The following is a 23,652-nucleotide window of genomic DNA, read 5'->3' on the forward strand; positions in this document are numbered from 1 at the left end:
CAACCTCACGATGATGGAGGCCCTTCATGGGTAAGTACGCGAAGTACTGGTACACGCTGATAGGCGTGTTGATCGTGACCTTCAGCCTGCTGGGTTATTACGGCGTGGAGGTCTATCGCACGGCACCGCCGATACCGGCCAAGGTGCTGGTCGCCGGCAGCAACGAGCCGCTCTACACCGAGGACAGCATCCTGGACGGCCAGAGCGCCTGGCAGTCCATTGGCGGGATGCAGCTGGGCTCGGTCTTCGGCCACGGCGCCTACCAGGCGCCCGACTGGACGGCCGACTGGCTGCACCGCGAGCTGCTGGCCTGGCTGGAGCTGTCGGCGCAGGAGCTGTACGGCAAGCCGTTCGACAAGCTCGACGGCGATGCCCAGGCGGCGCTGAAGGCCCGGCTGAAGAAGGAGTACCGCAGCAACACCTACGACAAGGTGACGGACACGGCGACGATTTCGCCCATCCGCGCCCAGGCCGTGGAGCAGGTCGCCAAGTACTACGACCAGCTGTTTGGCGACGCCCCGGCTCTGCAAAAGACGCGCGAGCACTTCGCCATGAAGGAAAACACCCTGCCCAGCGCCGAGCGGCGCGCGCAGATGATGGGTTTCTTCTTCTGGACTTCGTGGGTGGCTTCGACCGAGCGCCCGGCCGACCACGGCGGCACTGGCGCCACCTACACCAACAACTGGCCGCATGAGCCGCTGATAGGCAACCAGCCCACCGGCGAGAACATCATGTGGTCGATCATCAGCGTGGTCGTCATGATGGCCGGCGTGGGCTTTCTGGTCTGGGGCTGGGCCTTCCTGCGCAAGCAGGATGACGATGCGCCCAAGATCCCCGCGCACGATCCGCTGACCCGCGTGGCGCTGACGCCCTCGCAGCGCGGCCTGGGCAAGTATCTGTTCCTGGTGGTGGTGCTGTTCACCGTACAGGTGCTGCTGGGCGGCGTCACGGCGCACTACACCGTGGAAGGCCAGCAGTTCTACGGCCTGGAGATCTCCAGGTGGTTCCCCTACTCGCTGGTGCGCACCTGGCACCTGCAGGCCGCGCTGTTCTGGATCGCCACGGGCTTTCTGGCGGCGGGATTGTTCCTGGCGCCGGTCATCAATGGCGGCAAGGATCCGAAGTTCCAGAAGATCGGCGTGGACATCCTGTTCTGGGCGCTGGTCGTGGTCACCGGCGGCACCTTCGTCGGCACGTATCTGGCCATTGCCCAGGTGCTGCCGCCCGAGCTGAACTTCTGGCTGGGCCACCAGGGCTATGAATATGTCGATATGGGCCGCCTGTGGCAGATCGGCAAGTTCGCCGGCATCGTGTTCTGGCTGGTGCTGATGGCGCGCGCCATCTTCCCCGCGCTGTTCAGGCCCAACGGCCAGGACAAGAACCTGCTGGCCCTGCTGACCTCCTCGGTGGTGTGCATCGGCCTGTTCTACGGCGCCGGCCTGTTCTACGGCGAGCGCACGCACATCTCGGTCATGGAGTACTGGCGCTGGTGGGTCGTCCACCTGTGGGTGGAGGGCTTCTTCGAGGTCTTTGCCACCACCGCGCTGGCCTTCATTTTCTCGACCCTGGGCCTGGTGTCGTACCGCATGGCCACGGCTGCCAGCCTGGCCTCGGCGTCGCTGTTCATGCTGGGCGGCGTGCCCGGCACCTTCCACCACCTGTATTTCTCGGGCACGACCACGCCGGTCATGGCCGTCGGCGCCTCGTTCAGCGCGCTGGAAGTGGTGCCGCTCGTCGTGCTGGGCCATGAGGCCTGGGAGCACTGGAGCATGCAGCACAAGGCCGAGTGGATGCGCCGCCTGAAGTGGCCCGTGATGTGCTTCGTCGCCGTGGCCTTCTGGAACATGCTGGGCGCGGGCGTCTTCGGCTTCATGATCAATCCGCCCGTGTCGCTGTACTACATCCAGGGCCTGAACACCACGCCGGTACACGCCCACGCCGCGCTGTTCGGGGTCTACGGCTTCCTGGCCCTCGGGTTCGTGCTGCTGGTGCTGCGCTATGTGCGGCCCGAGGTGGTGCTCAACGAGCGGCTGATGAAGACGGGCTTTTGGTGGCTGAACGCCGGCCTGGTGCTGATGATCGCCACCAGCCTGCTGCCCATCGGCCTGTTCCAGTTCCACGCCAGCGTCAGCGAAGGCCTGTGGTACGCCCGCAGCGAGGAGTTCATGCAGCAGCCCTTCCTGGTCACGCTGCGCTGGGTGCGCACCTTCGGCGACGTGGTGTTCATCACCGGCGCGCTGTGCGTGACCTGGCAGGTGGTCAGCGCCGTGCTGTTCGGCGCACGCGCCGGCGAGGCTACCGGCGGCACCCGCCTGGCAGGCGCCCGCTGAGGGGCCGCACCGGGCGCAGCCCCTGCCGCACAGCGATACCAGCCGTGTAGCAAGGTGCTGCGCCCATCCCGCCCACTTCCTGCTGAATTGCCATGAACATCGACCGCTTCAAGCACGAGCACATCGACATCCTGGCGCAGATCGACAAGCTGCGCACCCTGAGCCACGCCGGCCCGGTCGAGCAGGCCGCGCAGATCGCCCGAGGCATCGTCGCCATCAGCTCGACCATCCGCCTGCACCTGGCGGTGGAAGACCGGATGCTGTATCCGGCGCTGCAGGCCGGCAGCAATGCCGAGCTGGCACGCCTGGGCGCGCAGTTCCAGCAGGAGATGGGCGAGATCGCCAGCCGCTTCATGCTGTTCGTGCGGCGCTGGAACACCGCCGAGCGCATCGCCGCCGACCCCGAGGGCTTTCGCGCCGAGGCCAACGTCGAGCTGCGCAGCGTCTATGACCGGATGCGCCGCGAAGACCGCGACTTCTACCCGCGCATCGAGGCCGAGGAGGCGCTGGCGCTGCGCTGATGCTGCACCGGGCGAATCATTTTTGATAGCTGCCAGCGCTTGCTGAACAAGGGCTGGAGGCCAAAAACACTCGCATATTCCATCGGCAAGGGCATAGGGGCACCTTGCTTTTACAGCCGGCTTTCACAGGCCGGCTTTTTTTGTTCACCCGCCGGCGTCCGGGCGCTCGCTGTCCGGCTCGGACAGCCCATCCCCGAGCGCGCCCAGCCGGCTTTGCGCCGGCTCGCCCCCGGGCGCTAGGGGTGTCGCCCTGCACAGCGCCATCCAGACATCGAACGGCAGCGTGCAGCGCACGTGCCGCGCGGGGCGCGCCAGCTCGAAGCGTGCGCCCTGGCCGTCCTCATCGGGCGTGCCGTGCATCAGCCAGACGCCGAACTCGGGCGGCAGCTCCTGCGGCTGGGCAATGCCGGCGGGCAGGACGTAGTGGCACTCCTCGCACAGCCACTGGTAGGCGCGGCGCTTGGCGGCGTGGCGCAAGTCGGACAGCAAATCGGCGCGGCTGGCCTTGACCTCATGCACCATGGGCCGCAGGTAGGCCGCCACGCTGGTGTTGCGAATCGAAAACAGATCGGGCCGGGCCACGCGCCAGATGCGGGCGGCGCGGCGGGCGGGCGGCGCGGGCAGTTCCTGCTCGTCCCACAGCGTGGGCAGCAGCGCTGCAGATGGCTGTGGGGCCGGGGGCGGTGGTGCGCCCGGTGCCCTTGCTTGCCCTGCCGCCTCGGCGCCTGGCGGCAGGGCCGGCGCCGCGACCGCGCCACCGGGCGCCAGTTCTTCATCGGGCGCCAGTGCCGCACGCAGCGACAGCTCGCGCCAGACGATGCGCCCAGCCGGCAGCAGTTGCTGGCGCGCAAAGGCCAGCGCCATGCGGTCGTGCAGGCTGATGCGCCGCTGCCCGGCACGGCGCGCCTCGGCCAGCCAGGCGATGCCGGCATCGGTCACGCGCAGCAGCGTATGGCCGGCGGCGCTGGTCTGGCGCTCCAGCAGGCCGGCGGCCAGCAGGTCGATCTCCAGTCCGTCTTGGCACGGCCAGCCGGCCGAGCGCCAGATGGCCATCAGGCGGGTGCGGTGTTGGCGGGCGAGTGGGGGTGGCGGCATGGGCTGTTGCGCGCAAAACACTGATTATAAAAACAGTGGCAAAGCCCTTGCGTATCATGCCGCGCCACGTGGCGCGGCAGTCCGGCACCGGTCGGTGTACGCCCGGGGTGGCCAGCCCCGGCGCTTTGCTCCAGCATCGTCCGGCGCGGCTGCTTTTTCGTGCACACACCTGCTCGCCGCGTCCTTTTTCTCCGCCAAGCCTGCCCTCCAATCCATGCCATCCCTGACCCAAGCCTTCGGGCGCGCCGCCGTCGCCGCCCTGCTGCTCGCCAGTGCCTCCTTCGCCCGCGCCGAGACGCTCAAGCTCGGCCACATCACGCCGCCCTCGCACGTGTGGCACCAGGTGTCCGAGAAAATCGCGACCGACCTGGAGCACGCCTCGGGCGGCAAGACAAAGGTCGCCGTCAGCCCGCTGCAGAAGCTGGGCAACGAGGCGCAGATGATCCAGCTGATGCAGTCCGGCGCGCAGCAGCTTGGGGTGTTCACCGTGGGTGCGCTGTCCAACCGCGAGGAGTCGCTGCTGGGCTGGTCGCTGCCCTATGCCTTCAAGGACGTGGCGCACGCCAGCCGGGCCGCGGCCACGCCGGCGGCGCAGGAGATGCTCAAGCGCCTGGACCAGCATGGCCTGGTCGGCTTAGGCTATGCCTTTGCCGGCATGCGCCACGTGCTGTCGGTGCAGCCGGTGGCCAGCGCGCGCGACCTGGCCGGCAAGAAGCTGCGCTCCTTTCCCAGCCCGATCTACAACGACTGGTGGACGGCCAACGGCGCCGCGCCCACGGCCATGACGCTGTCGGAGATCGGGCCGTCGCTGGTCACCCGGCTGCTGGACGCGGTGGATGTGGATCTGGACGCGCTGGTCGGCATGAAATTCCACCATCAGGCGCCGAACCTGACGCTGACCGGGCACATGGCCTTTCCGGCGGTCATCGTGGCGTCCAAGAAGTGGTGGGACCAGCTGGGCCAGGCCGAGCGCAGCACCATCGAGCAGGCCGTCCGGGGCGCCGAGCAGTGGGGCTGGCGCGCGGCCATCGAGGCCGACGCCGGCAACCTGGCCAAGGCCCGCGCCGATGGCGCCAAGGTGGTCGATGCCGACATCGAGAGCTTTCGCAAGATGGGCGGGCAAGTGCGCGACAAATACATCGCGAAGAACCCGCTGATCGGTGACTTCTACCGCCAGGTCCAGGGGCTCTGAGGCGCACCGCAGGCCATGCTGCTCGTCCTGGTAGAGGCCGTCGACGCGCGCCTGGCGCGGCTCGAAGCGCTGCTGGCGATCGCTCTCACCGGCGCGCTGGCGGCCATCATGATGGCGCAGGTCGTGCTGCGCTATTGCTTCAGCGCCCCGCTGTTCTGGGCCGAGGAGATCTCGGTGCAGCTGCTGGTGTTCATCACGCTGGTGGGCATGTCGCTGCTGGTGCGTGCCAGGCAGCTGGTGGCCATCGACGTCCTCGCCGGCCTGCTGCCCGGGCTGCCCAGGCGCATCGTGCAGACGCTGCTGGCGGCGCTGATGCTGGCGCTGCTGGCGTACCTCGCCTGGCTGGGCTGGCAGTGGGTGAGCCGCGCGGACGTGCGCCTGGAGCTGGGCGCCACCACCCGCGTGCCGCGCTGGTACAGCTACAGCGCCTTTCCCGTGGCCTTCGCGCTGATGGCCTGGCACCAGATGGCGGTGCTGCTGGGCCCGCTGCGGCCCGGGGCGCGCACGGTTGAAGGCGCGGTGCGCACGTGATCGCGCTGATCGTCTTTCTCGGCCTGCTGTTCGCGGGCCTGCCCATCGTCGGCGCCATCCTGGCGGCGGTCATCGCCTTCATGGCCAGCAACGACCTGGGCGTGCTGCTGCAGTCCATCCCCATCCAGTTCTACGGCGCACTGGAGATCAACAGCCTGCTGGCCATCCCGCTGTTCCTGCTGGTCGGCGAGATCATGAACCAGGCCGGCCTGACGCGGCGCCTGATCGCCCTGGCCGAGCTGCTGACGGGCGGCGTACGCGGCGGCATGGCCTATGCCAATCTGGTGACCAACGCCATGGCCGCGTCCATCCTGGGCTCGGCCATGGCGCAGATCGGCGTGATGAGCAAGACCATGATGCCGGCCATGGAGCGCGCCGGCTACGACCGCGCGTTCGCCGGTGCGGTCACGGTCTCGGCCGGGCTGCTCGGCCCCATCATCCCGCCGTCCATGCTGATGATCATCTATGGCGTGGTCGCCGTGCAGCCCATCGGGCCGCTGTTCATCGCCGGCATCGTGCCCGGGCTGCTGATCGTGGCGGCGCTGGCGCTGGTCATCTTCCTGCACGGGCTGTGGGGCGCAGGCTTTCCGAAAAGCTATCAAAACAGGAGCTGCTCGCGCTTGCTGGTACTGCGCCAGGGCCTGTTTCCGCTCATGATCCCGCTGATGGTGATCGCCGGCATCATGCTGGGCGTCATGACGCCCACCGAGTCGGGCGCGGTGGCGTCCATGATCGCCCTGGCCCTGGGACTGGCCTACCGCGAGATCCGCCTGCGCGACCTGGGCGCCATCTTGCTGAACGTGGCCACCGGCACGGCCGCCATCACCGCGCTGATCGCCGCCGCTTCGGTGCTCACCTGGGTGCTGTCCTTCCAGGGCGTGCCGGACGCGCTGGTGCAGCGCATGGCGGCGTGGTCCACCTCGCCGCTCGGCTTCCTGCTGCTGGTCACCGCGCTGCTGCTGGTGCTGGGCATGTTCCTGGAGAGCATCAGCGTGCTGATCATGGTGGTGCCGCTTTTGATGCCGGTAGTGAACCGGCTGGGCATCGACCCCATCCACTTCGGCGTGGTCTGCAGCGTGGTCACCGTGGTCGGCCTGGTCACGCCGCCGGTCGGGCCGGGCCTGTACGTGGCGATGATGCAGGCACGCATCGGCATGGGCGAGCTGTTTCGGGCCACGCTGCCCTTCCTGCTGGCGGTGATCGCGGTGCTGGTGCTGATCGCCGCCGTGCCGGGGCTGTCGACGTGGCTGCCGGCCGTCGTCGCCGCGAAGTAACGGTGCCTGGGCGCGGCCTGCGCCAGCGCCCGCCGCACGTATGATCGACTCCCCGTTTTCCCAGGAGCCCACACTCCCATGAACGCAGTTTCTGAAAGCCCGTCGCACCCCATCGAAGAAGAGCATTGCGACGTGCTGGTGGTCGGTGGCGGGCCGGCGGGCTCCACGGTGTCCGCCCTGCTGGTCGAGCGTGGCTACAAGGTGGTGGTGCTGGACAAGGACCGCCACCCGCGCTTTCACATCGGCGAGTCGCTGCTGCCGGCCAACCTGCCGCTGTTCGAGCGCCTGGGCGTGGCCGAGGAGATGCGCGCCATCGGCATGCACAAGGCGGGCGCGGAATTCATCTCGCCGCACCATGCGCACACGCAGACCTTCGTGTTCGCCGACGCCTGGGACAAGTCCATGCCGCACGCCTACCAGGTCAAGCGCGCGGAGTTCGACACGCTGCTGCTGAAGAACGCCGAGCGCCGCGGCGCTCAGGTGCACCAGGGCAGCAAGGCCACCGGCGTGAGCTTCGCCGACGACGGCAGCGTGCAGGTCGACGCCAAACACGGCGACGGCACGCAGCGGCGCTGGCATGCGCGCTTCCTGGTCGATGCCTCGGGCCGCGACACCTTCCTGGCCAACCGCTTTCGCATCAAGCAGCGCAACCCGGACCACAACAGCTCGGCGGTGTACGCGCACTTCGCCCACGCGCGGCGGCACGAGGGCCTGGCCGAGGGCAACATTTCCATCTTCTGGTTCGAGCACGGCTGGTTCTGGTTCATCCCCATGAGCAACGACACCACCAGCGTCGGCATGGTGACCTGGCCGCACCACATGAAGACACGCGCCGGCCGCAGCCTGGAGCGCTTCCTGATGGACAACATCGCCACCTGCCCGGCGCTGCAGGAGCGGCTGGCGCACGCCGAGCGCATGACGCCCGTGGAGGCGACCGGTAACTTCTCCTATTCCGCCAGCCGCAACCACGGCGCCAACTACCTGATGCTGGGCGACGCCTACGCCTTCGTGGACCCGGTGTTTTCCTCCGGCGTCTGGCTGGCCATGAACAGCGGCGTGGTCGGCGCCGACACCGTGGACGCCTGCCTGCGCGACCCGGCGGCCGCCCCGGCCGCGCTGCGCCGCTTCGACCGCGTCATGCGCCACGGGCCGCGCCACTTTTCCTGGTTCATCTACCGCATGACCAACCCCATCATGCGCGACTTCTTCATGTACCCGAAGAACGTCTTTCGCGTGAAGGAAGCGCTGCTGTCGGTGCTGGCGGGCGACATCTTCGGCAAGACGCCCATCTGGCGCTCGCTGCTGGTGTTCAAGGCGCTGTACTACTCGGCCAACGTCCTGCAGCCGCGCCGCGCCTTCATGGCCTGGAGAAAGCGGCGCTGGAACATCCGCCCGGTCGATGACGCAGCGCAGTACCAGCCCTGACCTGCAGCGCAGGGGCCTGGTGCGCGCGCTGTGGCACCTGTATGAGCGCCTGGCCATGTGCATCGGCCTGGGCACCCTGGCGCTGCTGTGCCTGGTGTGGCTGCCGTTCGCGGCCGTGCTGCACCCCATCGTGCCACGCGCGCAGGCGCAGTGGCTGGGGCGCCGGGTCATCACGCTGGCCTTCCGCTTCTACCTGGGCGTACTGTCGCTGCTGTGCGCCTGCCGGTTCGATCTGTCGGAGCTGGATGCGCTGCGCCACGAGCGCGCGCTGATCATCGCCGCCAACCACCCGTCGCTGCTGGACGCGGTGCTGCTGGTCTCGCGCCTGCCCAACGCCGTGTGCATCATGAAGGCCAGCCTGCTGGACAACATCCTGTTCGGCGCCGCCGCACGGATGGCGCGCTACGTGCGCAACGACGACGCCCTGCAGCTGGTGAGGCATAGCTGTCACAGCCTGGCCGAAGGCGCGCAGGTGGTGCTGTTTCCGGAAGGCTCGCGCACGCAGCACTTCCCGCTGGACCCGTTCGGACGGACGCTGGGCCTGCTGGCCCGGCGCGCCCAGGTGCCGGTGCAGACCGTACTGCTGGAGTTCTCCACGCCCTACCTGGGCAAGCACTGGCCCTTGTGGAGGCCGCCCGTGCTGCCGCTGCGCTGCACGGCGCGGCTGGGCGGGCGCTTCGAGCCGGCGGCCGATCACGTCGCCTTCACCCGGGCGCTGGAGCAGCATTTCCGCACCGAACTGGCCCACCCGACTCCATGAATACGCCCCCTGCCGCCTCCAGCACGCACCTGGTGCTGATCCCCAGCTACAACCCGGGGCGCACCGTCGTCGACACCGTCCGCGCGGCGCGGCGCCACTGGAACCCGGTGTGGGTGGTCGTGGACGGCAGCACCGACGGCAGCGACGCGTGGCTGCGCGAGATGGCCGGGCAAGACCCGGGCCTGCGCGTGATCGTGCAGGCCGTGAACCAGGGCAAGGGCGCCGCCGTGCTCGAAGGCATTCGCCAGGCGCGGGCAGCCGGCTTCACGCACGCGCTGACCATGGACTCGGACGGCCAGCACCCGGCCGACCGCATCCCGGCGTTCATGGCCACCTCGCAGGCGCAGCCCGCTGCCATGGTGCTGGGCAAGCCGGTGTTCGGCCCGGAAGCGCCGGCCCTGCGCGTCAACGGGCGCAAGGTGTCCAACGCCTGGGCCAACCTGGAGACCCTGTGGGCGGGCATTGGCGACTCGCTCTATGGCTTTCGCGTCTATCCCATCGCGCCGCTGATGCAGGTCATGCGCGGCCAGCGCTTCATGCGCCGCTTCGATTTCGACCCCGAGGCCGTGGTGCGGCTGTGCTGGGCAGGAGTGCCGCCGGTGAACCTGGACGCGCCCGTGCGCTACCTGGACGCCAGCGAAGGCGGCGTCTCGCACTTTCGCTATCTGCGCGACAACACCCTGCTGACCTGGATGCACACGCGCCTGTTCCTGGGCTTCGTACTGCGCCTGCCCCTGCTGGCCTGGCGCCGTCTGCGGCCACCAGAGAAAAGACCATGACCGAACCGAGACCCCGCGCCCAGAGCGCCATGAAAAGCGGCGACGCGCACCTGAAGGCCTATTTTTCGGACGAGGCCGAGCGGCGCCGGGTGACCCAGGTCATGTTCAACGAGGCCGCCACGGGCTACGACAGAGCCGAGGCGCTGACGGCCCTGGGCAGCGGTAGCTGGTACCGGCGCGAGGTGCTGCGCCGCGAAGGCCTCAAGCCCGGCATGCATGTGCTCGACGTGGCAGCGGGCACCGGCCTCGTCACCGCCGAGGCGCTGGCGCTGGCCGGTCCGCAGGGCCGCGTCGTGGCGCTAGACCCGTCGCCCGGCATGCTGGCCGAGCTGCGCCGCAAGCTCAGCTGCGAGACCGTCGAGGCCTATGCCGAGGCCATCCCGCTGCCCGACGCGCAGGTGGACTTTTTGTCGATGGGCTACGCGCTGCGGCATGTGGGCGACATGGACAAGGCCTTCGCCGAATACCTGCGCGTGCTCAAGCCCGGCGGCAAGGCCTGCATCATGGAAATCAGTCGGCCCGCGAGCTGGCTGGGCCGCATACTGCTGAAACTGCACATCGGCGCCATGGTGCCGCTGATGGCGCGCCTCAGCGGCCGCCACACCGACGTCAAGCGGCTGTGGGCCTATTACGGTGACACCATCGAGGCGGCGGTAGACCCGGACACCGTGCTGGACGCGCTGCGCCGCGCCGGCTTCCAGGACGTGCGCTGCGGCGTGACGCTGGGCATCTTCCGCGAATACACCGGCACGCGGGCGCAGCCGTGAGCACCGCCGAGCGCTTCCTGATCGCGCTGCTCATCATCTTCACCGTCCCCTGGCTGATCTGGCGCCTGGGCCGCACCGACCGCTGGGCGCCGCTGGTGGTGGTGCAGATCCTGCTGGGCATCGTGCTCGGCCCCGGGGTGCTGGGCCACTGGTACCCGGACTATTACAACGCCGTGTTCACCCCCGAGGTGAGCCACGCCCTCAACGGCCTGGCCTGGTGGGCCGTGACGCTGTTCGTGATGATCGCCGGCATCGAGCTGGACTTGAAAGCCGCCTGGCAGCACCGGCGCGAGAGCGGCATCACCGCCGGCCTGGCGCTGGGCACGCCCATGCTGCTGGGCTGCGGCGCGGCCCTGGCCATGCTGCACTGGCCAGGCTGGCTCACGCCCGAGGCCCGGCCCTGGCAGTTCGTGCTCGGCATGGGCATGGCCTGCGCGGTGACGGCGCTGCCGATCCTGATCCTGCTGCTGGAAAAGCTGGACATCCTGCGCGACCCCCTGGGCCAGCGCATCCTGCGCTACGCCAGCCTGGACGACATCGCCATCTGGGGCGTGCTGGCGCTGATCGTCATGGACTGGGAGCGTGTAGGCCGGCAGGCGCTGTTCCTGCTGGCCTTTGGCCTGGCGGCCTGGTTGTGCCGCCGGCTCATGCGCCGCGTGCCCGAGCAGGACCGCTGGTACCTGGCGTTGGTGTGGCTGGCGCTGTGCGCGCTCGGTGCCGACTGGGCCGGCCTGCACTTCATGGTCGGCGCCTTCCTGGCCGGCGCCGTACTCGACGCCGAATGGTTCAACCAGCAACAGATGGACTTGCTGCGCCACCACGTGCTGCTGACGCTGATGCCGGTGTTCTTCCTCTCGACCGGCCTGCGCACCGGCTGGAGCATGGGCGGCCTGGACGTGGTGCTGGCCGCGGCCTGGCTGCTGGCAGCCGCCGTCGCCGGCAAGCTGCTCGGCGTTCACCTGGCGGGCCGGGTGCTGGGCTGGCGCCCGGGCGAAGCCAGCATGATCGGCTGGCTGCTGCAGACCAAGGCACTCATCATGATCATCTTCGCCAACGTGCTGCTGGACCGGCAGATCATCACCAGCGCCACCTTCACCGCGCTGCTGCTGATGGCGGTGGCCAGCACCATGGTGACCATACCAATCGTGGAGCCGAAGCTGGCGCGCTGGCGTCAGCATCGAAAATCATAGCTGCTTGCGCTTGCTGGATAAGCGCTGGAGGCCGATTTGGCCTCAAGCCCCCTACGCCATGCCGCCGTTGATGGAAATCACCTGCCCCGTGATGTAGGCCGCGCGCTCGGACACGAGGAAGTCCACCAGATCCGCCACCTCGGCGGGCCGGCCGGCGCGCTGCATGGGCACCATCTGGCGCAGCGCGTCCGCGCCGAACTGGCCCTCGGCCATGCCGCTGTCGATGATGCCGGGCGCCACGACGTTCACCGTCACGCCGCGGCTGGCCAGCTCCAGCGCCAGCGAGCGGCTGGCGGCATGCAGCCCGCCCTTGGCGGCGGCATAGTTCACTTGGCCCCGGTTGCCCGCCACGGCGGTGACGGACGAGACATTGACGATGCGTCCCCAGCGCGTGCGCAGCATGGGCAGCGTCAGCGGCTGCGTGACGTTGAAGAAGCCGTTCAGCGACACGTCCAGCACGCGATCCCATTGCGCGCCCGACATACCGGCGAACACCGCATCGTCGTGGATGCCGGCGTTGTTCACCAGCACCTGGATGGGGCCCTCTTCCAGCAGCCTTTCAAGAGCGCTTGCGCACGCCGGCCGGTCGGTGACGTCGAAGGCCACGGCCTCGGCGCTGGCGCCGCCGGCCTGCAGCTGCGCGGCCAGCGCCTGCGCCCGCGCCAGGCCCTGGTTGGCGTGCACGATGACGTGCAGGCCCGAGGCGGCCAGGCGCTCGCAGATGGCGGCGCCCAGGCCGCCACTGCCGCCGGTGACGAGCGCGCGGCGCGCAGGGGATGCAGGGGTGTTCATGGCGTGGCGGAAAAGGAAGCGGCGTCCAGCACGACCGATGCGCGCCCTTCGGCGAGGCAGCGGCCGGCGGTGCCAACGGTGAATGCGTAGAGGATGACGGCGTCGTCGCCCGAAAGCCGCGTGGCCTCGACCTGCAGGTCGTCCGCCATGTCGTCGATGCGCTCGGCATGCAGGCGCACGCCGCGCACGCTGGCCAAGTAGCCCGCGCCCAGCGGCCGGCCCGCACCCGCCAGCAGCGCGCCATGCACGGCCATGGCCTGGGCCGCATATTCGACGGCGTTGGCCGCGCCCAGGCGGCCCTGCTCGCGCAGCGGGTTGGCGGGGCTGCGGTGGCTGGTAGCGCTGCAGCGGATGTGCTGCGCGTCCCAGGCGAGCACGCGGTCGAGCAGGCACATTCCGCCCTGGTGCGGAATATGGGCCGCGATCCAGGCGTGGTCGGGAAGCAGGTCGGGTCTCAGCATGGCTGCAAGCGCAGGCCCAGGCTGTGGCCGGGCAGGTAGTCGAGCGCCACGTCGGCGGTGCTGCGGCGGGCCAGCGCATCCAGCGCGGGCAGCGCGCGCAGCGAGGGGAATTGCGCGCGCAGCGCTTCCAGCGCCCCCTCCTGCATGCGCGTGGGCGCGCCCTGCCCGCCGGGCGTCACGCTGATCTGCGCCAGCGATGCGCCGGAGCGCCGGGGCGCCAGCAGCCAGGCCATGCCCGCCGCGTCGGGCAGGGGGCGCTTGGCGTGCAGCGGCTCGGGGTACTCGCTGTCATAGCAGACCAGCAGCACGGAGCGGCCGTCGAGCGCCACCTGCGCCAGCGCATCCATCAGGCCGGCACCCAGGCTGCCGTCGTAGGCGCAGATCACCTGGCAGGGCGCCATGCTGCGCGTGGCGATGCCCCAGTAGCCGGCGGCGGCGTTGTGCACCGAGTTGTGGAAACGCGTGGGCGAGATCTGCCGGTCGTCGCCCGCCAGCTGTTCGCACAGCGCATGGCAGTTGTGACCGTCGGCGCCGGAGGCGGCGAACACGGTGGCCAGCTGCGCGAGGTCGGCGCCCGCCTGCGCGGCGGCCTGCTGGCCCAGCGCCAGCGCCAGGCGGATCACGCGGCTGGCGCGGCGGCGCTCGGCGGGCGGCAGCAGGGCGGCAGCGGGCAGCACCGAAGGCTCGCTGCGCCAGGGCTGCGCCCCGCAGAGCACGGCGGCGGCACTGGGCCAGTCGGGCAGGCCGGGCGCGATCAGGCCGATGCCGTCGATCCAGGCCGTCAATACTCGGTTCATGGCCGCGCCCCCAATACCAGCGCACAGTTGCTGCCGCCAAAGCCGAAGGAGTTGCTGAGCACCGTGCGCAGCGGCGCCGCGCTGACCGCGAGGCGGTAGTCGAGCGCCAGCGCCTCATCGAGCACCTGCGTGCCGGGGCTGCCGGGAATCCAGCCGTGCGTGAGCGCCAGCGCGGCGATCACCGCCTCCACCGCGCCGGCGGCGCCCAGCGTGTGGCCGGTCGCGCCCTTGGTCGAGCTGCAGGGCACGCCGGCGCCGAACAGCGCCGCCATGGCCAATCCTTCGGCTGCGTCGTTGGCGGGAGTGGCCGTGCCGTGCAGGTTCACGTAGTCCACCTGCTGCGGCGCGAGGCCGGCCGAGCGCAGCGCCGCCTCCATCGCCAGGCGTGCGCCCAGGCCCTCGGGGTGGGGAGCGGACATGTGGTGGGCGTCGCTGGATTCGCCCGTGCCCAACAGCCAGACGCCGCCGCCCTGCGCCGCGTCGGCACGCTCCAGCAGCGCGAACGCCGCCGCTTCGCCGATGGAGATGCCATCGCGCCGCGCGTCGTAGGGCCGCGCGGGCTGCGTGGAGGTGAGCTGCAGCGAAGCGAAGCCGTACAGCGTCGTCAGGCACAGGCTGTCCACCCCGCCGACCACGGCCGCGTCGATGGTGCCCAGGGCCATCTGCCGCGCGGCGGCGGCAAACACCTTGGCGCTGGACGAACAGGCCGTGGAGATGGTCAGCGCCACACCCTCCAGCCCCAGGTACTGGCGCACGAAGTCGGTGACGGAAAAGGGGCAGTGCGCGGTGGCATAGCGCAGGGAGGCAGGCAGCGCGCCGGTGGCTGCGTCGCGGGCACGGTAGGCCAGCTCGGTTTCCAGGATGCCCGAGGTGCTGGTGCCCAGGAACACGCCCACACGCCGGCTGCCGTAGCGCTGCACGGCGGCACGCACGCGCTCGACGAAGCCGTCGGCCTCCAGGCCCGCCAGGGCCAGGCGGTTGTTGCGGCAGTCGTACTCGTGCAGGCTGGCAGGCAGTGCGGCGGCGTCAACGCCTTCCACCTCGCCGATCCAGGTGTCCAGCTGCACCGTTTCGAAATCGCAGGGGCGCAGGCCCGATTGGCCGGTGCGCAGCGCCTCGGCATGCACGGCAAGGCCTCTTCCGAGACAGGTCGTCAGCGTGGTGGCGGAAAGAAGCAGGGGAGACACGTGGACGGTATCAGGCAGCGGGAGGGGCATTGTCCCGCACCCGGCACACCAGAAGCACATTGGCGAAAGGCAGGGCTCCGCTCATGGGCTGGCTGCTGACTTCGAACCCGATGGACAGGAGCAAGGCCCGCCAGTCGGCAAGGCTGCGGCAGTACAGCGGCGGCATGCGGTGGCCGCGCGACCAGGTGACGATGCGGTCCACCCACTGGGAGAGCTGGAACGGCAGGCCCGCCCCCGCATCGCCGATGCGGGTGATGAACAGGCCGCCGGGTGCCAGTGCCGCATGGATGCGCTGCAGCACCCGGCGCTGGCTTTCATGGTCGAAATAGTGCAGCGCGTCGAAGATCGTGACCACGTCGCACCGCCCGAAATCCGTCTGGTTCATGTCGCCTTGCTCGATGCGCACGACGGGGTGGCCGGCGCCGAAGGCCTGCGCCGCGCGCTGCACATCGCGCGGCATCAGCTCCACGCCGCGCATGTGCAGCGGCTGAGGCGGCGCGGGCCAGTCTGGCGGCCATTGGCCGTTCGCATGCTGCTCCTGGGCCGCCAGCACCAGGGCGAACAGGCTGCCCTGGCCACAGCCCAAGTCCAGCCAGCGCGCACGCGCAGGCAGGATGCCCTGGTGCAGCAGGGCGGCAAACGCCGCATCGCCGCCGATCTTTCCGCGTGCGTAGTGGTAGGCAAAGCGCCCTGCCGGACGGAAGCGTGCGCTCGCCGCATCGACGAGGGCGCGGGAAAGCGCAGGAATGGAAGTCATGCCAATGCGTCGTGCAAGGTGGTGGTGGTCAGGCCGGCCTGGGCCAGGCCCTGGGCCAGCCGGGGAATCAGATGCTCGATCACGGGCCGGCCGTCACCCGCGCGCGCCGCGTGGCCATCGTGCAGCAGCAGGATGTCGCCGTCGTCCAGCGCCCGCGTCAGGCGCTGCAGCACCCGGTCGGGGCGCGGCTCGCGCGTGTCGTAGCCGCGGCGTGTCCAGCTCGCCAGTTGCAGGCCCTGGTGGGCAAGCACCGGCTCCAGAAACAGATTGCGCAGCCCCGCCGTGGGGCGGAAGAAGCGCGGCGCCTGGCCGCTCGCATCCTGCAGCACGGCCTGGGCGCGCGCGATGTCCATGGCCAGCCGCGTCGGGCCGAACAGCGACAGCGCGTGCGAGTGGCTGTGGCCGTGGTTCTCCACCCGGTGCCCCTGCTGGACGATGGCGCGGCACAGCGCGGGATACCGCTCGGCCCGGTGACCGATGAGAAAGAAGCTGGCCTTGAGCCGGTGCTCGGCCAGCAGGTCGAGCACGAGCGGCGTGACCTGCGGGTCGGGGCCGTCGTCGATGGTCAGGGCCACGCGCCCGGCCACGCCGGCGGGCACCAGCGGCAGCCGCGTGATGTTGGGCCCGAGCGCCCGCGAACGGGGCCACAGCCCGGCGGCGGTGATGAGGGCATGGTTGGCCGCCACGGCGCCCGCGGCCCAGGGCCACAGCGCGGGTTGGGCCAGCACGCCAAGGGCGGCGGCACCATGCAGCGCGGCCGAACCCGCCAAGAACGGTGTGGGCTTCCAGCGCCTCGCCATCAGCGCTCCTGCTCCTGCAGCGCAAGCCAGTGCAGGAACTGGTCGCACAAGGGCAGCCAGGCATCCCAGCCGTGGCCGCCCGGCACTTCGTGCAGCGCGGCCCGGGGCAGCCGCCGCGCAAGCATCAGCATGGCATCGGCGAAGCGGTCCTCGCGCCCTATTCCCAGAAAGACCGGCAGATCGGGCCGCCCTTCGCGCAGGCCCTGCCAGAGCTGGAATTCCAGGTCGCCCGCCTGTGCAGGCGTCGGCAGCCAGGCGTCGAGCCCACCCGCGCGGGCGATGGCGTTGGTCGTCAGGCGGCTGCCCGGGTACGGCGCCAGCAGGCACAGCCCCGCCAGGCCAGCCGGATCGCACTGCGCCTGGGCCAACGCCAGCAAACCACCCATCGATATGCCCCCCAGCCAGAGGCGACGGTAGCGCTGGCGCAGCGGCGGCAGCACGTCCCTCGCGAGCAGCCGCACGGTGTTCTCGACATGGGCCAGGTCGATGGGCAGCTCGGGGGCGAACAGGTCCAGCCGCACGCCCGAGGCTGCCAGCACGTCCGGCAGCCCGGCCCGGGCCATATCGGCCGCGCCCATCTGGGCGCCGGGCAGCAGCACCAACGCGCCGTCGGCGCCATCGGTCCGCCACAGTGGCGTCATACGGCGGCCTCCCGGCGCGGCACGATGAAGGCTGCCGACAACATCAGCGCGATCACCACGCCAGGCGCCACCGTCACGCCCATGGCCTTGAGCACCGGCACGTGCGACACCGCCAGGGCACCGAAGCCGATCACCGTGGTGACCACGGCCACGCTCATGGACGACCAGACATCGACCGCCAGCCCGCCGTCGGCGTCGATCTGGTCGAAGAACAGGGTGTAGTTGGAGCCCACGGCCACGATCAGCAGCAGCCCAATCAAGTGCAGCAGGTTCAGCTCGGTGCCCAGGGCATGCAGCGTGGCCATCACGATGGTGACCGTCATGGCCAGCGTCAGCATCATGCGCCACAGGCGCGTCCACGAGCGCATGGCGAAGGCCAGCATGACGGTGATCGCCAGCACGCCGCCCAGCGCCAGATAGACCGCCTGCTGCAGGTAGCCTGCGTACAGCGTCTCGAACTCGGCCTTCAGGTCGATGAACACCGCGCCGGTGCCTTCGAGTGCCTGGCGCACTTGTTCGACCGGGATGTCGGTCGCGCCCGTGGCCGCCGGGCGCAGCGGCAGCACGACGTGCCACCGGCCATCGTTGGACGACATGAGTGAATCGACCGCCAGTGCCATGGCCGTGCCGTCGAGGTCGGCGCGCGTCATCAGCGGCCCCCTCGCGCGGCGTCCACCGCGTCCAGAAAAGGCGTCAGCCGCCCCGCCGACAGCGGTGCGTCCTGCAGTGCCTGCGCCAGGTCGCGCTGCAGCGCCTGCCTCGGCGGCAGCGCCGCCAGACGCTCGCGCTGCACCTGCGCGCTGGGCAGGAAGCGGGCCGGGTTGTCGTGGCCGCCGATCAGGCCCTGCCCCGCCAGGCCGTCCAGGCGACGGCCAGCGGCTTCGGCCCCGACCAGCGCCGCCTCCTGGTCAGGTGCCGTGACCAGCACCAGGTAGCGGGCATCGGGGGCGCCGATGTCGGCGCGCAGCCGCGCATCGGCATCGGCATCGGCTTCGCTCACCGTGGACAGGGCCGACAGGTTGGTGCTCCACAGGCTGTCGTGGTGCTGCACCAGGTACGCCAGCGCCACCGCCGTCACGATCCACGCCGGCCAGCGCAGGCGCCACGCCTGGCCCAGCCAGCCCAGCGTCGTGTTGCCCAGCACGCCGGGGGACGGGATCTCGTGCCGGTCGCCCGCCACCACCGGCAGGATGAAGCGCGTCACCAGCGCCGCCACGGCAATGCCCGAGAGCGCGTACACGCCCAGTTGCGCCAGGCCCGGGAAGCCCGCCAGCAGCATCACGCCGAAGCCGGCGATGGACGTGATCACACCCAGGCGAATCGTGGGCCAGAAGGTCTCGCGCCAGGATTGCAGGCCCACGCGCCCGGACTGCACGAAGAAATAGATCGCATAGTCCACCGCCTCGCCCACCAGCGCCGCGCCGAAGCCCACCGTGATGCCATGCACCATGCCGAATATCAGGTCGACGCAGACGATGGCCGCCACCGTGCCCGCCACCACGGGCAGCAGGCCCAGCGCCATCATGCGCGGCGAGCGGTAGATCCACAGCAGCAGCAGGCCGATGCCGATCGAGCTGACCAGCGAAATGCGCTCGATCTCCGAGCGGATGGCCTCGCGCGCCTGGACCGCGAACTGCCCCGGCCCCGACATCGTCAGCGAGAGCGGGGCCAGCGACGGTTCTGCCTGCAGGGCCGCGAACTGCGCGCGCACTGCCTCTATGGCCTTCTCCTGACCATCGGTATCGCTGCCCGGCGCCAGGGTCTGGGCCAGCAGCAGGGCGCGCTGCCCGTCGCGCGACGCCCAGACGCCGCCGCGGGTGTCGGGCTCGGTGCCCGGGTGCAATTGCGAGAGGATTTCGATCATCTCGCCGGTCGGATCCTGCAGCAGGTAGGGCTTGAACAGGAAGCCCACCGGCGAAGTCGCCACGTCGATGGTGCGACCCACCGCCTCGCGCAGGCTCTCGGGCGAGAAGCGCTCGGGCGTGAGCGCCGGGCTCAGGTGGTAGCGAAAGCCCAGCAGGAAGTCGCGCTCGGCCTCCAGGCCGCCGGGTTCGCCGTTCTGCACCGAGACGAACAGGCCGCTGTCGGTCATGGCCTGGCGCAGCGCGACGGAGGCGCGCGCGCGCTCTGCCTCGGCGCCGCCCCCGATGCCGATCATCAGCAGGCGCGAGACGGCGCCCTCTTTCATCTGATCGACCAGCACCCGCTGCTCCGGGCTCGGGTCGGATGGCAGAAAAAAGGACATATCCGCCGTGAAGCGGGCCTGGAAGATCCAGGCCACGCCCGCAGCCACGGCGACCAGCCACAGCAGGAAAGCCTTCAGGGGCGTGAGCTTCATTCGCCGGAGAGGGGTTCGATGGCCAGCTCGACGCGGTCACCGTCGGCTTGGCTGTACTCGATGCGGCGCACCTCGCGGCCGCGCCCGCCCACCGTGATGCGCGTGACCAGCGCCTGCACTTCGGCGTTCGCGGGCAGCAGGATCAACTTCCAGTCCTTCTCGCTGCCCTGCAGTTCCAGCCGGTAGTACTTTTCGAGCTGCGCGCGGTTGCCGGCCAGTGTGCTGCGCACGCTCTCAATGAAGGCCATGGCCTCGGGGCGGCCGCCGACGTGCCAGGTCATGCTGCGCCCGCCCTGCTCCACGGTGAGCGTGTTCTTGTCCAGCACCAGGCTTTCTCGCCGGGGCTTGAGGGTTTCCTTTTCCAGCCGGTCGGGCGGGGCGAAGCGCAGCTCGCCGCTGGAGACCACGGGCGCGTCCAGCAGGGTAGCGTGGCGCGTCTCGACGAAGCGGGCGCGACCGCCCTTGAATTGGGCCAGCTCACCCATGAGCTGGCCCACGTCGAAAGCGTGCGCGGCAAGCGATGCGCAGGCCAGCATCACGGTGAACAGGGTGCGCAGGATCATGGGGCTTGCCAGAAGTCGTAGAAGTTGAACCAGTTCAGGGGTGCATCGCGCAGCGTGCGCTCCAGCACCGCCACGTAGGCCTGCTGCGCCTCGGCCATCGCCGCCGGGCGCAGCGCGCGCGGCGTGGCATGGAAATCGGCGACGGGCTCGAAACGGATCTCGTAGCAGTTGCCGCCCAGGTAGAGCCCGGCCATGAAGAACACCGGGCGCTGCAGCATGGCGGCGAGCCGCCAGGGGCCGAGGGGAAAGGCAGCCTCCTCGCCCAGGAACGGCAGGCGGGCGCAAGCATCATCGGCGGCGAGCGTGCGGTCGGCAAGCAGTCCGACGAGGCAGCCGTCGTCGAGCCGATCGCGCACTGCGAGCATAGATTCCATCCGGCCCAGCGCGATCACGTCCTGGATCGCATCGGGCGCGATGGCCGCGAGCGTGGCGTTGAGCTGGCGCGCATTGTCCTCGTACATGGCCATGGCCACGCGCAGGCCGCCGCGCTTCTGGCCCACGGTGCGCAACACCTCGAAGCTGCCCAGGTGCGCGCCCATCAGCAGCGCGCCGCGCCCGCCGCGCAACGCGGCGTGCAGAGCATCCGCACCATGCACGTCGACCTGCAGCCCGGCGCCTCGGTTGCGCAGCAGGAACACCCGGTCGTGGATGGTGGTGGCAAACCACAACACATGCTTGTAGCGCTCGCGCCAGCGCGGCGGGCGGCCCAGCATGCGTGCCAGGTAGGCGCGGCTGGCGCGCTGCGCTTTGGGCGCGAAGAGCACGAAGTACAGGGCGATGCCGTGCAGCACGACCCGGCCCAGGCTGCGTCCCGCCGTCAGCGAGATCCAGACCATCAGGCGCAGCAGCCACATGTGGCTGCGCTCGCCCTCTCGCGCCCAGGCGGCGGCCTGGCTCACGCCGCATCCTCCTGCTGCAGCACGCCGCTGGCCACCAGGGCCTCCCCGGCGTGGATGGCAAAGCGCTGCGCGCCGGGCGAGGCGGGGGTGAACGACCAGCGCAGCGTCTCGCCCGGGCCCACCGGGCGCAGGAACTTGGCCTGCGCGATGCACCAGCGCCGGCCCACGGGCAAGGCGCCGGCGCGCAGCAGGCTGTGGTCGAGCAGCACCACGCCCGGCACGATGGGCCGGCCGGGGAAATGCCCGGCGAACGCCGGATGATCTGCCGGGACGGCCCAGTCAGCGGGCATTGCGTATCCACCGCTCATGCAATGCCTCCAGCGTGCTGCGCGCGATCTTGCCCGTGGCGTTGCGCGCGATCGCCTCGACCAGCACCAGCGGACGCGGCATGAAGATGGGATCGATCCGCGTGCGCAGCGCGGCCAGCAGCGCGGCGCGCTCGCCGGCCGGCGCGACGGCGAAGGCCACCAGCCGGCCAGCACGGGCCGCTTCCTCCTCGTCCGGCAGGAAGAAGGCCCCATCCTGCACGCCGGGGATCGTGCGCAACTGGTGGTTGAGATAGGCGAGCGAGGTGCGTTTGCCCGCCAGGTTCACCATGTCGGCATGGCGACCCTGCAGCGTGAAGCGTCCGTCTTCGTGCAAGGCAAGGATGTCGGCCAGCGCCACGCGCCCTTCCACATGGCCCCCGCTCGCCCAGGTGGTATCGCCCTGCTGCTCCAGGCGCACGCCGGGCATGAGCGTCCATTCGGCCCCAGCCGCAGTGCGTCGCGTGGCGAGCTGCGAGGATTCGGTCGAACCGTAGATCTCGTGCACCGGCGCGCCGGTGGCGGCCTCGGCCTGTGCGGCCAGGGGCACATCCAGCGGCGCGGTGGCCGAGAGCCAGCGCGCCACCGGCGGCAGCGCCACGCCCGAGGCCAGCACGCTCGCCAGGTGGTAAGGCGTGGTGACAACCATCGCCGGGTGGGGCACCGCGGCGAGCGCGTCGGCCAGGTCCTGCGGATAGAAGGGTTTGCCACTCCAGAAACTGCAGCCGCCATGCAGCGCGAGCAGGAAGGTCGATTCAAAACCGTAGCTATGCTGCGCCGGCACCGTGCCGACGAGCGTGTGCGGCGCGTCCAGCAGCCCCAGGGCCTGGGCCTCGGCGCGGCCGTTGGCGACCAGCTTGCCCCAGGTCTTCGCATGGGGCTGGGGCATGCCGGTGGAGCCCGATGTGAACAGGATGGCGACGAGCGTGTCCGGCGCGATGTGCGGCACGTCCGCACCGGGCTGGCCAGCCAGCTCCTGCAGTGCGGGCAGCGGATGCGCGGGCAATTCGGCGGGCAGCGGCGTGGATGCGTCGGTCACGGCCAGCGCACCGGCGTAGGTACAGGCCAGCTGGCGCAGCGTCGCCTCGGACTGCGACGAGGGCTGCAGGCTCACGCGCCCCGACAGCGCGCAGGCGGCGAGCAGCACCGCGTAGTGGTAGCGGTCCTCGCACAGGTTGACGATATAGCGCCCCGGGGGGAGCGCAGCGGCCAGCGCAAGGGCGTCGGCGCAGTAGCGCGCAACGCTGACCGGCCCTTGCGGGCGCCAGGCAAGGATGTCGCCCGGCCCACGGCCGCCGACCAGAGGCAGGCCACTCATGCAACGCGATCCGAGGCCGGGGAGCGGCCGCGCTGGGCCTGCCAGGCGCGCGCCACGTCCTTGATGGAGGGCCGGTCCTCGGGCGGCAGCATCCGTTGGCGCACCAGCATCTCCAGCAGGAAGAACACGCCCAGCAGCGGGCCGGTGAGCAGGTTGGCATGCACCGACCAGACTTCCGCCGGCGCCCAGGCGAACAGCAGCGTGGACACCAGCGCATTGCCCGCGAGGAACAGCGCCCAGGCCAGGGTGACGCTGCGCGTGTAGCGGCGCGTGCGCGCGCTCAAGGGGCCAGCAGCGATCATGCGCGCCATGGCGCTGACCACTGGTTCGCGCCCCGCGCCAAGCGAGCGCGCGAACCATGCCGCCAGCGCCAGATGCGCGCCCAGGTGCTGCAGGTAATAAAGCCATGTGACGTGGCCGCGCAGCCAAGGCCAGGCCACCGCCAGCACAAGCGCGCTGACGCCTGCCACCAGACTGGCGGCAAGCCCCGGCCATGGCATCTGGAACGCCAGCAGCAATGCAGAGAACGCCAGCGGCGTGACCGCGACGGCGATGTGCAAGTCGATGGGGCCGACACCTGTGCTGGCCAGGTGGGCCGAAACAGCCCACAGCAGCAGCAGCGCCACGGCCAGGGCGTTGCGCCAGCAGGTCATTGCGTCCGGTGGGCCGCGATGTGCTCGGTCAGCGCTTGTAGCGAGGCGAATATCTGCTGGTTGTTCTCGTTGTCCGACTTGAGCTGAAAGCCGTAGCGCTTGGAGACCACGAGCGCGATCTCCAGCATGTCGATGGAGTCCAGCCCCAGGCCGTCGCCGTACAGCGGCGCCTGCGGGTCGATGCCCTGCGGCTGCACGTCCAGGTTCAGCGCCTCGACGATGAGGGCAGCGACCTCGGAGCGCAGGGTGTCGATGGAAGTGGTGGTCATGCAAGAGC

At 70.3% G+C, this 23,652-nt stretch carries 26 protein-coding genes; 10 read left to right on the plus strand and 16 right to left on the minus strand.

Going from position 1 to position 23,652, the window contains the following annotated elements; genetic code table 11:
* Positions 1 to 26: 26 nt before the first annotated feature.
* Together IDM45_RS13505 and IDM45_RS13510 are read left to right on the plus strand one after the other, a co-directional pair.
* Entirely contained in the window at positions 27 to 2,330 is a 2,304-nt protein-coding gene (locus tag IDM45_RS13505) for a nitric-oxide reductase large subunit (protein ID WP_209423317.1), read from the plus strand.
* Between the two features lie 92 nt (positions 2,331 to 2,422).
* A complete protein-coding gene (locus IDM45_RS13510) occupies positions 2,423 to 2,851 on the plus strand; it encodes a hemerythrin domain-containing protein (protein WP_209423318.1) in 429 nt (142 codons plus the stop codon).
* 144 nt (positions 2,852 to 2,995) lie between these two features.
* On the opposite strand, the gene IDM45_RS13515 is transcribed toward IDM45_RS13510, so the two are convergent.
* Positions 2,996 to 3,946: a hypothetical protein gene (locus IDM45_RS13515; RefSeq protein WP_209423319.1), complete on the minus strand. Its 951-nt coding sequence runs from the start codon at positions 3,944 to 3,946 to the stop codon at positions 2,996 to 2,998.
* Positions 3,947 to 4,160: 214 nt separating this feature from the next.
* Between IDM45_RS13515 and IDM45_RS13520 the strand changes: the two genes are divergently transcribed.
* From IDM45_RS13520 to IDM45_RS13555, 8 genes are all read left to right on the plus strand, one after another.
* On the plus strand, positions 4,161 to 5,138 hold the full coding sequence (locus IDM45_RS13520) for a TRAP transporter substrate-binding protein (protein WP_209423320.1): 978 nt from the start codon (positions 4,161 to 4,163) through the stop codon (positions 5,136 to 5,138).
* 15 nt (positions 5,139 to 5,153) lie between these two features.
* Complete coding sequence (locus IDM45_RS13525; protein ID WP_209423321.1) at positions 5,154 to 5,669, plus strand: TRAP transporter small permease; 516 nt, start codon at positions 5,154 to 5,156, stop codon at positions 5,667 to 5,669.
* Positions 5,666 to 6,943 carry a TRAP transporter large permease gene (locus IDM45_RS13530; protein ID WP_209423322.1) on the plus strand — a complete coding sequence of 426 codons (1,278 nt, stop codon included), beginning with the start codon at positions 5,666 to 5,668 and terminating at the stop codon, positions 6,941 to 6,943. The genes IDM45_RS13525 and IDM45_RS13530 overlap by 4 nt, the downstream gene beginning before the upstream one ends.
* 78 nt (positions 6,944 to 7,021) lie before the next feature.
* Positions 7,022 to 8,368: an NAD(P)/FAD-dependent oxidoreductase gene (locus IDM45_RS13535; RefSeq protein WP_209423323.1), complete on the plus strand. Its 1,347-nt coding sequence runs from the start codon at positions 7,022 to 7,024 to the stop codon at positions 8,366 to 8,368.
* Positions 8,343 to 9,128, plus strand: coding sequence for a lysophospholipid acyltransferase family protein (locus IDM45_RS13540; protein ID WP_209423324.1), 786 nt, complete (start codon positions 8,343 to 8,345; stop codon positions 9,126 to 9,128). The genes IDM45_RS13535 and IDM45_RS13540 overlap by 26 nt, the downstream gene beginning before the upstream one ends.
* Entirely contained in the window at positions 9,125 to 9,907 is a 783-nt protein-coding gene (locus IDM45_RS13545; protein ID WP_209423325.1) for a glycosyltransferase family 2 protein, read from the plus strand. The genes IDM45_RS13540 and IDM45_RS13545 overlap by 4 nt, the downstream gene beginning before the upstream one ends.
* Positions 9,904 to 10,674 carry a class I SAM-dependent methyltransferase gene (locus tag IDM45_RS13550; protein WP_232653906.1) on the plus strand — a complete coding sequence of 257 codons (771 nt, stop codon included), beginning with the start codon at positions 9,904 to 9,906 and terminating at the stop codon, positions 10,672 to 10,674. The genes IDM45_RS13545 and IDM45_RS13550 overlap by 4 nt, the downstream gene beginning before the upstream one ends.
* A complete protein-coding gene (locus tag IDM45_RS13555; RefSeq protein ID WP_209423326.1) occupies positions 10,671 to 11,864 on the plus strand; it encodes a cation:proton antiporter in 1,194 nt (397 codons plus the stop codon). The genes IDM45_RS13550 and IDM45_RS13555 overlap by 4 nt, the downstream gene beginning before the upstream one ends.
* 51 nt (positions 11,865 to 11,915) lie before the next feature.
* Here IDM45_RS13555 and fabG read toward each other — a convergent pair whose 3' ends face one another.
* Genes fabG through IDM45_RS13625 form a run of 15 tightly spaced genes read right to left on the minus strand, consistent with a single transcriptional unit; the run spans position 11,916 to position 23,644 of the window.
* A complete protein-coding gene (gene fabG / locus IDM45_RS13560; RefSeq protein WP_209423327.1) occupies positions 11,916 to 12,656 on the minus strand; it encodes a 3-oxoacyl-ACP reductase FabG in 741 nt (246 codons plus the stop codon).
* Entirely contained in the window at positions 12,653 to 13,117 is a 465-nt protein-coding gene (locus IDM45_RS13565; protein ID WP_209423328.1) for a hydroxymyristoyl-ACP dehydratase, read from the minus strand. Before IDM45_RS13565 ends, fabG begins: the two co-directional genes overlap by 4 nt.
* The gene (locus tag IDM45_RS13570) at positions 13,111 to 13,914 is read right to left on the minus strand and encodes a beta-ketoacyl synthase chain length factor (protein WP_209423329.1); all 804 of its coding nucleotides are present in this window, start codon (positions 13,912 to 13,914) and stop codon (positions 13,111 to 13,113) included. Before IDM45_RS13570 ends, IDM45_RS13565 begins: the two co-directional genes overlap by 7 nt.
* Positions 13,911 to 15,101, minus strand: coding sequence for a beta-ketoacyl-[acyl-carrier-protein] synthase family protein (locus IDM45_RS13575; RefSeq protein ID WP_408631661.1), 1,191 nt, complete (start codon positions 15,099 to 15,101; stop codon positions 13,911 to 13,913). The genes IDM45_RS13570 and IDM45_RS13575 overlap by 4 nt, the downstream gene beginning before the upstream one ends.
* Positions 15,102 to 15,111: 10 nt before the next feature.
* A complete protein-coding gene (locus tag IDM45_RS13580) occupies positions 15,112 to 15,858 on the minus strand; it encodes a class I SAM-dependent methyltransferase (RefSeq protein ID WP_209423331.1) in 747 nt (248 codons plus the stop codon).
* Positions 15,855 to 16,658: a polysaccharide deacetylase family protein gene (locus tag IDM45_RS13585; RefSeq protein WP_209423332.1), complete on the minus strand. Its 804-nt coding sequence runs from the start codon at positions 16,656 to 16,658 to the stop codon at positions 15,855 to 15,857. The genes IDM45_RS13580 and IDM45_RS13585 overlap by 4 nt, the downstream gene beginning before the upstream one ends.
* Positions 16,658 to 17,299, minus strand: a complete 642-nt coding sequence (locus tag IDM45_RS13590; protein WP_209423333.1) for an alpha/beta hydrolase — start codon at positions 17,297 to 17,299, stop codon at positions 16,658 to 16,660. The genes IDM45_RS13585 and IDM45_RS13590 overlap by 1 nt, the downstream gene beginning before the upstream one ends.
* The gene (locus tag IDM45_RS13595; protein ID WP_209423334.1) at positions 17,296 to 17,949 is read right to left on the minus strand and encodes an MMPL family transporter; all 654 of its coding nucleotides are present in this window, start codon (positions 17,947 to 17,949) and stop codon (positions 17,296 to 17,298) included. Before IDM45_RS13595 ends, IDM45_RS13590 begins: the two co-directional genes overlap by 4 nt.
* The gene (locus IDM45_RS17970; RefSeq protein ID WP_209423335.1) at positions 17,949 to 19,637 is read right to left on the minus strand and encodes an MMPL family transporter; all 1,689 of its coding nucleotides are present in this window, start codon (positions 19,635 to 19,637) and stop codon (positions 17,949 to 17,951) included. The genes IDM45_RS13595 and IDM45_RS17970 overlap by 1 nt, the downstream gene beginning before the upstream one ends.
* A complete protein-coding gene (locus IDM45_RS13605; RefSeq protein ID WP_232653905.1) occupies positions 19,634 to 20,200 on the minus strand; it encodes a LolA-related protein in 567 nt (188 codons plus the stop codon). Before IDM45_RS13605 ends, IDM45_RS17970 begins: the two co-directional genes overlap by 4 nt.
* On the minus strand, positions 20,197 to 21,099 hold the full coding sequence (locus tag IDM45_RS13610) for an LpxL/LpxP family acyltransferase (protein ID WP_232653904.1): 903 nt from the start codon (positions 21,097 to 21,099) through the stop codon (positions 20,197 to 20,199). The genes IDM45_RS13605 and IDM45_RS13610 overlap by 4 nt, the downstream gene beginning before the upstream one ends.
* Positions 21,096 to 21,389, minus strand: a complete 294-nt coding sequence (locus IDM45_RS18145; RefSeq protein ID WP_325168981.1) for a hypothetical protein — start codon at positions 21,387 to 21,389, stop codon at positions 21,096 to 21,098. The genes IDM45_RS13610 and IDM45_RS18145 overlap by 4 nt, the downstream gene beginning before the upstream one ends.
* Positions 21,379 to 22,722, minus strand: a complete 1,344-nt coding sequence (locus IDM45_RS13615) for an AMP-binding protein (protein ID WP_325168982.1) — start codon at positions 22,720 to 22,722, stop codon at positions 21,379 to 21,381. Before IDM45_RS13615 ends, IDM45_RS18145 begins: the two co-directional genes overlap by 11 nt.
* Positions 22,719 to 23,375: a COG4648 family protein gene (locus IDM45_RS13620; protein ID WP_209423336.1), complete on the minus strand. Its 657-nt coding sequence runs from the start codon at positions 23,373 to 23,375 to the stop codon at positions 22,719 to 22,721. Before IDM45_RS13620 ends, IDM45_RS13615 begins: the two co-directional genes overlap by 4 nt.
* On the minus strand, positions 23,372 to 23,644 hold the full coding sequence (locus tag IDM45_RS13625; protein WP_209423337.1) for a phosphopantetheine-binding protein: 273 nt from the start codon (positions 23,642 to 23,644) through the stop codon (positions 23,372 to 23,374). The genes IDM45_RS13620 and IDM45_RS13625 overlap by 4 nt, the downstream gene beginning before the upstream one ends.
* Positions 23,645 to 23,652 lie beyond the last annotated feature (8 nt).

The sequence above is a fragment of the Melaminivora jejuensis genome, assembly GCF_017811175.1.
Classification (GTDB): Bacteria; Pseudomonadota; Gammaproteobacteria; order Burkholderiales; family Burkholderiaceae_C; genus Melaminivora; species Melaminivora jejuensis.

Coding starts and splice junctions, on each gene's coding strand:
- IDM45_RS13505 (WP_209423317.1), top strand. CDS start 27: ATGGGTAAGTACGCGAAGTACTGGTACACGCTGATAGGCGTGTTGATC.
- IDM45_RS13510 (WP_209423318.1), top strand. CDS start 2,423: ATGAACATCGACCGCTTCAAGCACGAGCACATCGACATCCTGGCGCAG.
- IDM45_RS13515 (WP_209423319.1), bottom strand. CDS start 3,946: ATGCCGCCACCCCCACTCGCCCGCCAACACCGCACCCGCCTGATGGCC.
- IDM45_RS13520 (WP_209423320.1), top strand. CDS start 4,161: ATGCCATCCCTGACCCAAGCCTTCGGGCGCGCCGCCGTCGCCGCCCTG.
- IDM45_RS13525 (WP_209423321.1), top strand. CDS start 5,154: ATGCTGCTCGTCCTGGTAGAGGCCGTCGACGCGCGCCTGGCGCGGCTC.
- IDM45_RS13535 (WP_209423323.1), top strand. CDS start 7,022: ATGAACGCAGTTTCTGAAAGCCCGTCGCACCCCATCGAAGAAGAGCAT.
- IDM45_RS13540 (WP_209423324.1), top strand. CDS start 8,343: ATGACGCAGCGCAGTACCAGCCCTGACCTGCAGCGCAGGGGCCTGGTG.
- IDM45_RS13545 (WP_209423325.1), top strand. CDS start 9,125: ATGAATACGCCCCCTGCCGCCTCCAGCACGCACCTGGTGCTGATCCCC.
- IDM45_RS13550 (WP_232653906.1), top strand. CDS start 9,904: ATGACCGAACCGAGACCCCGCGCCCAGAGCGCCATGAAAAGCGGCGAC.
- fabG (WP_209423327.1), bottom strand. CDS start 12,656: ATGAACACCCCTGCATCCCCTGCGCGCCGCGCGCTCGTCACCGGCGGC.
- IDM45_RS13565 (WP_209423328.1), bottom strand. CDS start 13,117: ATGCTGAGACCCGACCTGCTTCCCGACCACGCCTGGATCGCGGCCCAT.
- IDM45_RS13570 (WP_209423329.1), bottom strand. CDS start 13,914: ATGAACCGAGTATTGACGGCCTGGATCGACGGCATCGGCCTGATCGCG.
- IDM45_RS13580 (WP_209423331.1), bottom strand. CDS start 15,858: ATGACTTCCATTCCTGCGCTTTCCCGCGCCCTCGTCGATGCGGCGAGC.
- IDM45_RS13585 (WP_209423332.1), bottom strand. CDS start 16,658: ATGGCGAGGCGCTGGAAGCCCACACCGTTCTTGGCGGGTTCGGCCGCG.
- IDM45_RS13590 (WP_209423333.1), bottom strand. CDS start 17,299: ATGACGCCACTGTGGCGGACCGATGGCGCCGACGGCGCGTTGGTGCTG.
- IDM45_RS13595 (WP_209423334.1), bottom strand. CDS start 17,949: ATGACGCGCGCCGACCTCGACGGCACGGCCATGGCACTGGCGGTCGAT.
- IDM45_RS17970 (WP_209423335.1), bottom strand. CDS start 19,637: ATGAAGCTCACGCCCCTGAAGGCTTTCCTGCTGTGGCTGGTCGCCGTG.
- IDM45_RS13605 (WP_232653905.1), bottom strand. CDS start 20,200: ATGATCCTGCGCACCCTGTTCACCGTGATGCTGGCCTGCGCATCGCTT.
- IDM45_RS18145 (WP_325168981.1), bottom strand. CDS start 21,389: ATGCCCGCTGACTGGGCCGTCCCGGCAGATCATCCGGCGTTCGCCGGG.
- IDM45_RS13615 (WP_325168982.1), bottom strand. CDS start 22,722: ATGAGTGGCCTGCCTCTGGTCGGCGGCCGTGGGCCGGGCGACATCCTT.
- IDM45_RS13620 (WP_209423336.1), bottom strand. CDS start 23,375: ATGACCTGCTGGCGCAACGCCCTGGCCGTGGCGCTGCTGCTGCTGTGG.
- IDM45_RS13625 (WP_209423337.1), bottom strand. CDS start 23,644: ATGACCACCACTTCCATCGACACCCTGCGCTCCGAGGTCGCTGCCCTC.